Below are 12,088 nucleotides of genomic sequence, written 5' to 3'. Positions count from 1 at the left end.
ACAAGAAGAGAGCACTTTTGCAAGGCAAAAGCCTCCATAAAGGCGTTTCAACCGCGTAAAGCGGGAGTGATGTAAAATCCAAAAACAGGGATAGCTGCAATATTATTTCGGTATTTTAAGTGTCTGTCCAACAAAAATAATATTTTCCTGAATCCCGTTTAACTTTTTGATTTCATATACCGTTTTGCGTATATCCTGTCCTTTTTCACTGTATTGCTGCGCTATACTCCATATGGTTTCACAGTTGTCGACAGTATGTGAAGTATAGTCCACCGTGTCCTTTGAATAGGCCTTGAATCCCCCAAAAGCAGCAAATAACGCCGTACATACCAGCAGCAAAACAATGGTTAAAGCCACTGTAAAACGAAATTTGTTTACAATTTTTATTTTCATACCAGATACCTCCCGCCAAATAAGCGAACGTTTGTTTTCTATATTATATAGCGAACAAATGTATCTGTCAATAGGTTTTTGAAATTATTTCGAACATATGTTTGACAGGGTTTGTGAAATATGCTATACTTTAAGCAGCAGAGAGTTGATCCAATATGCCCTGCACTTGTTAAATTCCTGCTTTTTGGAATTGTCGGTCTTGCAAGGTTGATAAGCCTTGCTTCAACCTTACGCACCTGAAAATCGAAAATTTACCTGTGTTAACCATATGGGATTCAACTCCCTAATTCTGAAACAAGGAGGGAATTTTTATGATCAAATTAACAAATAAGCAAAAAAGAATATATGAATTTATTGTCAATTACATAAAAGAAAACAGCTATCCCCCGTCCGTCCGAGATATCTGTGCGGGTCTTGGCCTAAAATCTCCTGCCACGGTGCATACACATATTCAAAACCTTGCTGATCTGGGTGTGCTGAAAAAAAGTTCTCTGAAAAAACGGGCGATTGCCATCAATGAGGATTTCGAATACGAAGAGGAAGTGCAATCTCTATATAAAAAAGATTCCAGTCAGACGGAAACCCGTGAAGTAACCAACGAAGGAATTGATTACTTCAATGTTCCTGTTCTGGGAAATGTTGCCGCAGGAACCCCTATCCTTGCTGTAGAAAATGTGGAAAGGACTTTTCCGCTGCCGATGGATTTCGCCAAAAGCAATGAAGTTTTTATGCTCAAAGTAAAAGGGGAAAGCATGATTAACGTTGGAATCAACGACGGAGATTATGTTATCGTGGAGCAAAGGCAAACAGCTGTAAACGGGGAGATCGTGGTAGCCTTAATAGAAGATTCCGCCACAGTAAAAACCTTCTATAAAGAAAAGGGGTATTTCCGTCTTCAGCCGGAAAACGATTCTATGGAGCCGATTATTGTCAATGAGGTATCCATATTGGGAAAAGTTGTTGGATTATTCCGCATGATGTAACCGGAACTGTCTCTCCCATATTCCCAGCGTTTATTTCATTTTTTTACATGACAGACATTAACAGGAATGTATCCTTACACATAAAAATGGGAATCCGTTGGATTCCCATTTTTCAATCCGTTTTCCTCAGTGAAAAATCTGCTTTTCCAATGCTTTCCTGTTGCAGATTGCACAATCATCACAATAAGAAAGATTTTCACCAAACATTTTTTGGATCGTGGTTATTACATTTCTCCCCAATACCGCCTCAGGATGATGCAGAGTTATTTCTCTCGGTGCCAGAGAAATCAGGGTGCTCAATAAGAAATCATCAAAGTTCATCCGCTCTTCCGTCATTTCCGCCAAAAATTCTCTTATACAGAAATTTGTCATCTCCACCTCGTTCTCATCAAATAAACGGTAACGCTCCTCATCGGTCGGAAGAATATGAACCCGGTATAAAAGAGGTTCCTGTGCTTCTATAAAATAAGCCAGCAAAGAGATAAATTCCTCATATTCTTTCTCAATCAAATAGTCTTCCGTGATGGTTTCCAAGCTGTCATTTAAAAAAGCATTGTACTCTTTCAGACGGAAATTCAAAAAGCCTTCAATGTTCAGTTTGGAATGTTTCGCCAGATAATCGGAAAGCGTTTTTTTCAGACTGTCCTTTCGTTTTTTATCCTGCATCAAAGTGGTATTGAGCACACTTAACAATTCTGTCCGGTTGATATTATCATGATATTTAAAATTTTCGCTGACGAACTTGTAGACCTGTTTTTGGTCATTTATTCTTGCGATATGAGTTGCCACCATATCAATAATTACATTTTTATCCGCCTTTTTCTTCAAATTTTCCTTTTCATCTAGGAAAACAGCAAGCTGCTTTTTCAGCGTCTGGTTGTCTGTATGGATGGATAAATTCAAATATGCCACTCCCCCTCCTATCCCAGAAGAGGCACTAAACTGCCATGATCCTGAAGCTCTTCCTGGGACAAACTTTGCGGTACTACCGCATATCTTCTCAAAAACATTTTCATTTTTTCAAATTCTTTATGTTTATTAATATTCCCAAAAAAAGCTGCACTAAACCGGTCAATCTTTCCACCGGCACCTCCGATAAAACCATTCGGAAATCCGGTGAGAGCAACTCCGCCTTCTTCCAGACGCAAAACGTCAAATCCCCTTTCCAGAAATATCTTTTCCAAGCCTCTGTCCTGGGTAATCAAAGCGTTTTCCGTCACCGGATAGACCGCACATTTTGTGTACCCCTGCGCTGTATTTACCAGCTGATAGCCTACTTTTTCTGCAAACGCAAGAATGGTCGGATCCGTATATTTCAAATTTCCAAATACCGTGTGTTTCAATACCACTGCATTGTAAGCAATATCACATGGATATTCTCTTCTCAATGCAGTCTTTCCTTTCATAACACAAAAGCCAAAAGGAGTAAGCATTTTTTTATAATAAGCGTAGCTTTGCGGCTCTGTCACTAAGTATTTTCCTCCAAGATGGCACAGAGTCATATCGGGATGAGTATCGATACCATGTAATACATTGTTATGTTGCCAGCCAAAAATATAGTCTATTTTCTTTGCTTTTAAAGCGGATAATTTTGCACTGCTTATCCTTCTATCCACTACGCACAGCTTGACTTGCCCGTCCGGAAGGTATGGATTTTCAAGAAACATTCTCGCACCTATGACCGCAAAGCATCCATCGGTTTTAACCGTGCTGCTTTCCAGGCAGGATAACCGCCGAACAGAACGCCTATCACCACCGAAACCGCAAAGGAAACCCAGATAATATCGGTATTCATCACAAAAATAAGTCCATAAAAGTCTGTCAAACATTTCCCGATTACAATACCGGAAAGAATTCCGGTAATTCCTGAAAGAACCGTTAGAAAGATTGCCTCCAGAATAAATTCCAGCAGAATATTTCCATTGGTTGCCCCGATTGCTTTTTTGATCCCTATCTCTTTTTTTCGTTCGCTGACGGAAACCAGCATGGTGTTCATGACTCCCAAACCGCCCACCACCAGGGAGATTCCTCCAATGATGGCAATGATAAGGGTCACAATATCCGCAATATTGTTGATCTGTTTTTTCTGCTGATTCAAGTTTTCCGCCTTGAAGGTCTGATTTTTTTCCTTCTCAAGAAATTGTATAATGCCCGGCACATAATTGTCAAGATTTTTATCCTCCGATGCAGATATGGAAATAGCTGTAACCGCAGTGGTATGAAGCATTTTCTGAGCAGTTGTGACTGGAATATAGACGAAGGATGGTACCTGAATCTGAAGTTTATCAGTGATTTCATCATCGTTCTTTAGTATTCCCACAACCGTAAGGCCTTCCGAACCATTCAGTTGCAAAAGCTGCCCCAAGGCTTCCTCCGTTCCATACAGCTTGCGTGCAAGTTTTTCATCAATAACAGCGATTTGAGTTTCGTTTTCCACGTCTTTCAAGGTAATTCCCCGCCCGTAGGCAAGTTTCAGGTTCATAATGGAAAGCATATCTTTTTCGCTGCCGCAAACCATAACCTCTTCATCCAATCCTTCAATTTCACTATAGTTATTTAAACTGGCGGAAACGCAAAATTCCTCTCCCAGATATCCTTTGAGCGCTGCTGCATCCCTTTGATTTAAAAGCTGTTTTTCATCCAGCGTCTTTTTCGTACTTTTTACACTGATTCCATTAAGACCGAGCTTATCCATTTCATGATTGATGGTAGCTTTCCCGGAATTGCCGATGGTGGATATCAGCGTGATAGAACATACACCAATTAAAATGCTTAGAAAAGTAAGGACTGTTCGCATTTTTTTTGCAGACAGCCCTTTTGCCGAGGAGGTAACATAATCATGAATCCGCATTGTTTTCCCCCGTTATCTCATCAATTTTCTTTCCGTGCGTAATCTCATTCTTCCTGGGATACAGAATCACTTTATCCTCCTTGGAAACACCCTTCTGGATTTCCACCCTTGTTTCAAACTCTTCTCCCAGCGTTACATACTGCTTTTTCGCATAACCGCTCCGGTTCAAATAAACATAATTGCCGCCCTCGTCTTCCAGAACAGAATCAAATGGAACAACGATAGCATCCGGCTTTGTATTGGTCAAAAATTTTAATTCCGCCGTGAGTCCAGGTTTGATCTCATCCGAGATCTGATTAAGCTTTACATTTACTTCAATGTTTGGCGTCTCCTGTTTTGCCAATTGTCCCGTCTGCGCTGTGGGAGAAATGGATTCGACAATCCCTTCATATTCCTGATTCATCCCTGCAGCTTTTATGAAAACGATCTGATTCAAATAGATATCTTTTGCTTTATTTTCCGGAACCTTTGCTTTGATATAAAAGCTTTCCAGATTTGACACACTGATGACCGGTATCTCGGTACTTACTCTTCCGTTTTCAAAGCAGTTTACTCCGGTAACAATTCCGTCAATTGGTGAAATGACAGCCTCCTGTGTCCCCTCCACTTCCTTTTTGATATGCAGAAGATCCTGATTTGTTCCGGTTCCGTCAGAGGAATACACAGGCGCATCCCCTTTCACGATAGCCAAATTCAGTTCATTCAAAAATGTTTTTTTATCAAGATAAGCTAATTTCTGTCCTGTCTTTACCCGATCTCCCACTTTTACATTTACCTTTGCCATTTTGAATGGAAGATTCACATAGATATCCCGCTTATCGGACTCACATATCGTGCCTGAAGCAGTCACATAGCGATTGACGGTTTCTCCCTGCACCTGCAGCGTTTTGACAACCGCAAAATCTTTGTTGATACTGTAATCGGCAAGAAAAACGCTCAGGAGAATCACTCCAGTGCCGATCACCGTAAATAAGTATTTTTTCATCTGACAATCACCTCATAGATAGTATTGCAAATTTCATGAAACTTATGAAATGAAATTGCATTTTTTCAAGGTTCATGATAAACTGGGAAATGAGGTGATTTTTGTGAATGCAAAATCTTTGGAAAAGGAAATGATAGCGCTTCGAAGGGAATTTCACCAGATACCGGAAGTTGCCTTCGAGGAATTTAAAACGTCAAAAAAAATCAAAGAATATTTAGAACAGTTCGGAATGAAAGACATAAAAAGCTATGCTTCCACAGGCATAGCCGCGGTTGTATATGGTAAAAATCCTGGAAAAACCATAGGTGTGCGGGTAGATATTGATGCTCTGCCTGTCACCGAAGAGAATGAGATTCCTTATCGTTCCACGCATCCAGGAAAAATGCATGCCTGCGGGCATGATGCCCATATTGCCATCGGTCTGGGACTTGCAAAAGTATTTTATGAAAACCGCGAAAGTCTCTCGGGAAATGTAAAGTTCATCTTTCAGCCCGCTGAGGAAGGAGTAGGCGGTGCGGAACCGATGATAAAAGAAGGAGTTCTTCAAAACCCAACCGTAGATTATATGCTCGGCTGTCATTTGTGGCCTGAAATTCCATCCCCCAAAATCGATATTACCAGTGGCTCAACCTTTGCTTCCTCGGATGTTTTTCAGCTGCATATCAAGGGCTTTGGCGGGCATGGCGGAATGCCTGAGAAAGTAAAAGACTGTGTTTATGCAGGAGCTAAAGTTGCCGCTGCCTTGAAAGAACTCTATTTCTCCGCCCCCTATGAAAAAAAGACTGTGATCTCTGTCTGTTCTTTTGAAGCGCCCAGCGCTGCGAACGTTTATCCCGCGTCCTGTGTTATAAAAGGCACCATACGGACGCTTTCGGAGAAAATACGCGCAAAAGTGAAAGAGGACATCCGCAGTCTGGTGACTCAGATTTTAGACGCTCTCAATATCCCTTTTGAACTGACTATTACCCCGGAATATCCAACGCTCGTGAATGACGATAAGCTGCTTTCCATAATGGAAAGCTGTGCAAAGGAGCTGTTTGGCGACGAACAGATTATACATCACGGTCCAACTATGGCGGCTGAGGATTTTGCATTCTTTACACAGGCTCTTCCCTCCTGCCATGTAAAAATAGGATGTGGAAATTCGGAATGCTGTATGCCGCTGCACAATCCAAAGTTCAATCTGGATGAATCTGCAATTGTCACCGCTGCATCTTTGCTGGAAAGAATGATTCTGGAACTTTTGAAACCGGAATAAATGGCAGCTTTGGAGAATCTTAACCCTTTGGGTATAACCTCCCTTGAAAACCAATACATACATTTGATGTCAAAGAAGGATTTTGGTAAAATGAAAAAGTCTTAAGCATTAGGGAGTCGAATCCCATATGCCCTGCACATGTTAAATTTCCGCCTTTTCGGATTGTCGGTCTTGCAAGGCGTCGGCCTTGCTGCACCCTTACGCACCAAAAAAACGAAAATTTTCCTATGTGCAGGGTCGCAGAGTTTCCACAGAGCAAATTTTTTCGTAAGACAAGGAAAAAGCGCAGATAATCCTGACGGATTGACGAGCATTTTGACGAAGGATTACGGAAAATTTGCCTGTGGAAACCATATTTTGTTCGACTCTCTAATGCTTAACTTGGTGGGGCTAATAATAATTATTATTTTATCAGGAGGTTATACCAATGAAAAGAGGCTTAAAATGTATGATAGGCGGACTTGCAGGGCTGCAGCTGTTCGCCTGTTCCGCGCTGGCTGCCACACAGCCGCACACTGTATCCGCCGGAGAAACTATGTGGAAAATTGCAGTCAAGTACCAAGTGGGGGTCAGTGAAATCATATCAGCGAATCCTCAAATAGCAAATCCGAATCTGATTTATCCCAATCAGATATTACAGATTCCAGTGATGGACAATACGGTTTCTTCCTATGAGCAGCAGGTTATCGATCTTGTCAATGAGATTCGCCGAAACAACGGATTAAACCCGCTGAAAGCGAATTGGGAGCTTTCCCGTGTCGCGCGTTACAAATCTCAGGACATGTACAATAACCGATATTTTTCCCATACCAGTCCGGTATACGGTACACCGTTCCAAATGATGAAAAATTTCGGAATTTCATACCGGAGTGCCGCTGAAAACATTGCAAAGGGACAGCGCACGCCGCAGGAAGTCGTGAATGCCTGGATGAATTCAAGCGGACATCGTGCAAATATTTTAAATGCCTCCTATACACAGATAGGGGTAGGCTATGTTTCCACCGGAAACTATTGGACACAGATGTTTATCGGTTAAAATTCTATTATTCACTCAAAAATCGTTTTCCCTGTCATACTGAAATCAGGCTGCGAAAAACGAAGGGATATTTCGTCAAAATCCATTCGTAGGCGTACGACGGTACGGTAGGATTGATTTTGGCGAAAAGCAAGCAATGCCAATGGTTCCTCGATGGAGCCATTGGCATTTTGCATAGTGAAATTCATTCAATCTATTTCTTTCTATCTTTTCTCGGTTATTGCTTGCTGCGGTAGACCGAGTTTTTTGACAGTCTGATCAGGCTTCAAACAGCATATACCTGCTGTTTGGAGCCTGATTTTTTAAAGAAGATCACTCAGTATATAGTTGGAAATCTCAAAACCCTCCCGGGTCAGTGCATATCCTTTTTCCGTCCGTACCAGATGTCCTGACTTTAGGTACCTCTCCAGCGCGCCGGAGTACCTTTTTTCAAAATCAATGCGGAAACACTCTTTCAGACGGCTTATATCAATTCCTTCATTCAGCCGCAATCCGGTAATAACCGCGTCTTGAAACAGTTCTTCCTCACTTTCCCGCTCTGATTGGATAACAGGCTTTTCTCCCAGTGAAAGCCTCCGGATATAATCGCTGTAATTCGCTGTATTCGCATACCGCAGTCCCCCGTAAAAGGAGTGGGCTGCCAATCCAAAGCCAATAAAATCTTCCATGCGCCAGTACTTTAGATTGTGACGGCATGCAAAGCCCTTTTGCGCAAAGTTCGAAATTTCATATTGAAAATAGCCTCTTGTTCTCAGAAAGGATTGCAAATGCTCATACATCCACTGTTCCGTCTCCTCGTCCGGAAGCTCCAAATCATTTCTTTCCGAAAAGGGTGTCCCCTCCTCCAAGATCAAAGAATAGGCCGAAATGTGTTCTGGTTTTAAATCGCATACAACCTCCAAGGTCCGTTGAAAACTTTCCATTGTCTGCAAAGGTATCCCAAACATAATATCCACATTGATATTGGAAAAACCTGCTCTTCTTGCAGCCGCATAATTATTCAGAAAATCCTTTACGGAGTGCAGTCTTCCAAGCTCTCTCAGTTCCCTGTCGTCCGCAGATTGTAAGCCGATACTCAATCGATTGATTCCCGCTTCCCGATAAATCAAAAGATTCTCATCCGTCAGAGTGGCGGGATTCACCTCCAGGGTAATCTCGGCATTGCCGCATATTTTGTATTTTCGCAGCCGGTTCATCAGTTTCGAGATCTGTACAGGTGAGACGGCGGACGGCGTTCCTCCGCCAAAAAAGATGCTGTCTATAACACAATCCGAAAATGCGCTTTCATACAAATCAATCTCCCGGTGCAGAGCTTTAAAATAATCCTCCTCCTGAGAAAAATCCGAAAAAGAAATAAAATCACAGTACTGGCATTTTCTGAGGCAGAACGGTACATGAATATAAATTCCACAGTGTTTCATTGCTTCCTCCATTGAAAAAGGGCAGGTTTTTGACCTGCCTTTTTTTAATAATCACAGCTTCAGAACAGACATGAAAGCTTCCTGGGGCACCTCTACAGAGCCCACCTGGCGCATCCGTTTTTTCCCCTCTTTCTGCTTTTCCAGAAGTTTTTTCTTACGGGTGATATCGCCGCCGTAACATTTCGCCAGCACGTCTTTCCGCAGTGCGCGGACGGTCTCTCTCGCAATTACTTTATTTCCGATAGCAGCCTGAATCGGTATCTCAAACAGCTGCCTCGGAATGACTTCCTTCAGTTTTTCCGCTATTTTTCTTCCTCTGGCATAGGCCTTCTCCTCGTGGACAATGAAAGAGAGGGCATCCACGATATCACCATTTAAAAGAATATCAAGTTTCACCAGTTTTGAGCGTTTATAACCGCACAGCTCATAATCAAAAGAGGCATAGCCCTTTGTACGTGATTTCAGCGCATCAAAAAAGTCATAAATAATTTCGTTCAGCGGCATTTCATAGTAGAGCTGAGTTCTGGTCTCATCCAGATATTTCATATCAAGATAGGTTCCCCGCCTGTCCTGGCAGAGTTCCATCAGGTTCCCCACATACTCGGTAGGAGTCATGATGGTCGCCTTGACAATCGGCTCCTCCATATAATCAATTTCGGTAGGATTGGGAAGCATTGTCGGATTATCGATTTCCAAGAAGGTTCCGTCTGTTTTCATCACACGGTAAATAACGCTGGGGGCGGTTGTGATAATGTCGAGATTATACTCCCGCTCAATGCGTTCCTGAATAATTTCCATGTGAAGGAGGCCCAGAAAACCGCACCGGAATCCAAACCCCAAAGCAATTGAGGTCTCCGCTTCGAACACCAAAGAGGCGTCGTTCAGCTGAAGTTTTTCCAGCGCATCCCTCAAATCGTTATACTTTGCCCCATCCACCGGATAGATTCCTGAAAACACCATGGGATTTACCTTTTTATAGCCGGGCAATGGTTCCTCGGCAGGCTGCTCCGCATTCGTGACGGTATCGCCCACCTGCGTTTCCGATACATTCTTGATGCTGGCGGCAATAAAGCCAACCTCCCCCGCCTGCAGCATATTGCTGGCTGTCATTCCCTTGGGATTGAGATAGCCGATCTCGGTCACTAGAAATTCCGCATTTTTGTGCATCATCCGGATCGTCATGCCGGGTTTCAAAACCCCATCCACAACTCTCACATAAACGATAACACCTTTATAAGCATCGTAATAGGAATCAAAAATCAAAGCTTTTAACGGCTTATTCACATCACCGCTGGGTGCTGGCACCTTCTTCACAATCTGCTCCAGAACTTCCTCAATGCCTTGTCCCAATTTTGCAGAGATCAGAGGGGCATCCTGCGCTTCAATGCCAATGATGTCCTCCACCTCCTGCTTCACATGTTCCGGACGGGCACTGGGCAGATCGATCTTGTTGATCACCGGTACAATCTCCAAATCATGCTCAATGGCTAAATAGGTATTTGCCAAAGTCTGTGCCTCAATTCCCTGTGCCGCATCCACAACAAGAATGGCTCCTTCACAGGCGGCCAGACTCCGGGATACTTCATAGTTAAAATCCACATGTCCGGGAGTATCGATGAGATTTAAGATATATTCCTCTCCATCCTGTGCCTGATATCCCAGACGAACCGCGCGGGCTTTGATCGTGATCCCCCGTTCTCTCTCCAAATCCATATTATCCAGAAGCTGTTCTTCCATCTCCCGCTGGGTAACAACACCGGTCTTTTCCAACAACCGGTCGGCAAGTGTGGATTTTCCGTGATCTATATGGGCGATAATCGAAAAATTTCTGATATTCTTTTGTTTATCCTGCATGTTTCATCTCTCCGCAATCTTTTCACTAATATGATTGATTATATCAAAAATATGGACTAAAGTAAATAGTTATCTTAAGCATAGAGCACCGTATACGAACCCGTTTTTTTTAACGCTTTTCCGCCATTACGTCGTCAAAATGCTCGCGCATACGTCAGTATTCCCTGCGCATTTTCCTTGTCTTATGAAAAATTAGCTCTGTGGAAACTCTGCGCCCCTGCACAAAGAAAATTTTTCGTCTTTTCGGTGCGCAAGGGTGCAGCAAGGCTGACGACTTGCAAGACCGGCAATCCAAAAGGGCGGAAATTTAACAAGCGCAGGGCATATGGGGTTCCACTCTCTAATGCTTACATACCCGGCAGGGTGACGGATGAGGCAGCTGTGCAGGATAGAATCCTACACAAGGGTATTACACCCCATCCATCACTGCGTGACAGCTTCTTCTCCGGGAAAAAACAAGTGTGTGGCAAAAGGACTCGCTCAAGGAACAGAATGAAATTTTTTGATTCCATCTGCAATGGCTCTGGCTATCTTCTCTTGATATTCATTTGTCTTTAAGAGCGCCTCCTCATCCGCATGGGATACAAATCCGCATTCCACCAAACAGGCCGTATTTTTAATCTCTTTCATAAGAAAAATATTATTCTCCGCTTGCTTTGCCAATCTGCGGTTTTCCGGATCCACTTCTGTCTTCAGCGTATCCTGAATGATTTCTCCCAATGTCTTACTGTTTGGATTATTTTTCGAGTAGAATACCTGCGATCCCTTTTGCGGTGACTTTTCATAGGAATTCATATGAATGCTGACAAAGACCGCCTCCGGATAATTTCTGGAAAGATACACCCTGTTATTCAAATCAGAGCGCTTTTTATTATTTTTTGCATCCTCGCTGTGAAGGGATTTGTCCACCTCTCTGGTCATGATAACCTGATATCCTTCCGAGATAAGAAAATCTCTTAATTTCAAGCTGATAGCTAGATTCAAATCCTTTTCCAGCGTTCCGCTTTTGCCCACGGCACCGCCGTCCTCCCCTCCATGTCCCGGATCCACAATAACCATTTTTCCGGTCTGATTTCCGGAAGTCAAAAAGGAATAAGTGGTAAAAGAATAAAAGAAAGCAATCGAGATACAAACCATGAAAGAGACGAACAAAAGCTTTTTCTTATTGATAAAAAACATCATAATAAGTCACGTATAATTAAACCATCTCGAAAGGGGTGGTTTTAATTATATCTCCTTTCTTAAAGTTTTTGATTATATTTGCAGGAGTAGCTACCTGCGATATAATAAAGACAAGCACTGTGGAT

The 12,088-nt window shown here is 42.6% G+C and carries 12 protein-coding genes; 3 read left to right on the top strand and 9 right to left on the bottom strand.

Going from position 1 to position 12,088, the window contains the following annotated elements; all coding sequences use genetic code 11:
- Window positions 1–102: 102 nt before the first annotated feature.
- On the bottom strand, window positions 103–393 hold the full coding sequence (locus KQI32_RS09685) for a LysM peptidoglycan-binding domain-containing protein (RefSeq protein WP_177691208.1): 291 nt from the start codon (window positions 391–393) through the stop codon (window positions 103–105).
- A gap of 311 nt (window positions 394–704) precedes the next feature.
- Here KQI32_RS09685 and lexA point away from each other — a divergent pair, with 311 nt between their 5' ends.
- A complete protein-coding gene (gene lexA, locus KQI32_RS09680; protein WP_216424860.1) occupies window positions 705–1,376 on the top strand; it encodes a transcriptional repressor LexA in 672 nt (223 codons plus the stop codon).
- 126 nt (window positions 1,377–1,502) lie between these two features.
- Here lexA and ytxC read toward each other — a convergent pair whose 3' ends face one another.
- The 4 genes from ytxC to KQI32_RS09660 are packed head-to-tail and all read right to left on the bottom strand — an operon-like array spanning window position 1,503 to window position 5,212.
- Window positions 1,503–2,288: a putative sporulation protein YtxC gene (gene ytxC / locus KQI32_RS09675; RefSeq protein WP_216424859.1), complete on the bottom strand. Its 786-nt coding sequence runs from the start codon at window positions 2,286–2,288 to the stop codon at window positions 1,503–1,505.
- Window positions 2,289–2,296: 8 nt separating this feature from the next.
- Complete coding sequence (locus KQI32_RS09670) at window positions 2,297–3,043, bottom strand: DUF6873 family GME fold protein (RefSeq protein WP_216424858.1); 747 nt, start codon at window positions 3,041–3,043, stop codon at window positions 2,297–2,299.
- 8 nt (window positions 3,044–3,051) lie between these two features.
- Window positions 3,052–4,227 (bottom strand): ABC transporter permease, encoded by a 1,176-nt coding sequence (locus KQI32_RS09665; protein ID WP_177691204.1) that lies wholly within the window; start codon window positions 4,225–4,227, stop codon window positions 3,052–3,054.
- Window positions 4,214–5,212, bottom strand: a complete 999-nt coding sequence (locus tag KQI32_RS09660; RefSeq protein WP_177691203.1) for an efflux RND transporter periplasmic adaptor subunit — start codon at window positions 5,210–5,212, stop codon at window positions 4,214–4,216. The genes KQI32_RS09665 and KQI32_RS09660 overlap by 14 nt, the downstream gene beginning before the upstream one ends.
- A 49-nt stretch (window positions 5,213–5,261) precedes the next feature.
- Here KQI32_RS09660 and KQI32_RS09655 point away from each other — a divergent pair, with 49 nt between their 5' ends.
- Window positions 5,262–6,470 carry a M20 family metallopeptidase gene (locus KQI32_RS09655; protein WP_177691202.1) on the top strand — a complete coding sequence of 403 codons (1,209 nt, stop codon included), beginning with the start codon at window positions 5,262–5,264 and terminating at the stop codon, window positions 6,468–6,470.
- Between the two features lie 427 nt (window positions 6,471–6,897).
- A complete protein-coding gene (gene safA, locus KQI32_RS09650; protein WP_177691201.1) occupies window positions 6,898–7,506 on the top strand; it encodes a SafA/ExsA family spore coat assembly protein in 609 nt (202 codons plus the stop codon).
- Window positions 7,507–7,517: 11 nt separating this feature from the next.
- Here the strand turns inward: safA and KQI32_RS09645 are convergent, their stop codons facing one another.
- From KQI32_RS09645 to KQI32_RS09630, 4 genes are all read right to left on the bottom strand, one after another.
- The gene (locus tag KQI32_RS09645) at window positions 7,518–7,694 is read right to left on the bottom strand and encodes a hypothetical protein (protein WP_177691200.1); all 177 of its coding nucleotides are present in this window, start codon (window positions 7,692–7,694) and stop codon (window positions 7,518–7,520) included.
- 114 nt (window positions 7,695–7,808) lie between these two features.
- The gene (hemW, locus tag KQI32_RS09640; RefSeq protein ID WP_177691199.1) at window positions 7,809–8,927 is read right to left on the bottom strand and encodes a radical SAM family heme chaperone HemW; all 1,119 of its coding nucleotides are present in this window, start codon (window positions 8,925–8,927) and stop codon (window positions 7,809–7,811) included.
- Between the two features lie 51 nt (window positions 8,928–8,978).
- Window positions 8,979–10,781, bottom strand: a complete 1,803-nt coding sequence (gene lepA / locus KQI32_RS09635) for a translation elongation factor 4 (RefSeq protein ID WP_177691198.1) — start codon at window positions 10,779–10,781, stop codon at window positions 8,979–8,981.
- A gap of 480 nt (window positions 10,782–11,261) precedes the next feature.
- Entirely contained in the window at window positions 11,262–11,963 is a 702-nt protein-coding gene (locus KQI32_RS09630; protein ID WP_216424857.1) for an N-acetylmuramoyl-L-alanine amidase, read from the bottom strand.
- Window positions 11,964–12,088: the final 125 nt, after the last annotated feature.

Source organism: Acetivibrio sp. MSJd-27 (genome assembly GCF_018918095.1).
GTDB lineage: Bacteria > Bacillota > Clostridia > UMGS1840 > HGM11507 > HGM11507.
This window is presented reverse-complemented; position numbering and strand designations above follow the sequence as displayed.

What these genes read in the sequence shown, in the direction of transcription:
- KQI32_RS09685 (WP_177691208.1), bottom strand. Translation starts at nt 393, where the DNA reads ATGAAAATAAAAATTGTAAACAAATTTCGTTTTACAGTGGCTTTAACC.
- lexA (WP_216424860.1), top strand. Translation starts at nt 705, where the DNA reads ATGATCAAATTAACAAATAAGCAAAAAAGAATATATGAATTTATTGTC.
- KQI32_RS09670 (WP_216424858.1), bottom strand. Translation starts at nt 3,043, where the DNA reads ATGTTTCTTGAAAATCCATACCTTCCGGACGGGCAAGTCAAGCTGTGC.
- KQI32_RS09665 (WP_177691204.1), bottom strand. Translation starts at nt 4,227, where the DNA reads ATGCGGATTCATGATTATGTTACCTCCTCGGCAAAAGGGCTGTCTGCA.
- KQI32_RS09660 (WP_177691203.1), bottom strand. Translation starts at nt 5,212, where the DNA reads ATGAAAAAATACTTATTTACGGTGATCGGCACTGGAGTGATTCTCCTG.
- KQI32_RS09655 (WP_177691202.1), top strand. Translation starts at nt 5,262, where the DNA reads ATGAAATTGCATTTTTTCAAGGTTCATGATAAACTGGGAAATGAGGTG.
- safA (WP_177691201.1), top strand. Translation starts at nt 6,898, where the DNA reads ATGAAAAGAGGCTTAAAATGTATGATAGGCGGACTTGCAGGGCTGCAG.
- KQI32_RS09645 (WP_177691200.1), bottom strand. Translation starts at nt 7,694, where the DNA reads ATGAATTTCACTATGCAAAATGCCAATGGCTCCATCGAGGAACCATTG.
- hemW (WP_177691199.1), bottom strand. Translation starts at nt 8,927, where the DNA reads ATGAAACACTGTGGAATTTATATTCATGTACCGTTCTGCCTCAGAAAA.
- lepA (WP_177691198.1), bottom strand. Translation starts at nt 10,781, where the DNA reads ATGCAGGATAAACAAAAGAATATCAGAAATTTTTCGATTATCGCCCAT.
- KQI32_RS09630 (WP_216424857.1), bottom strand. Translation starts at nt 11,963, where the DNA reads ATGATGTTTTTTATCAATAAGAAAAAGCTTTTGTTCGTCTCTTTCATG.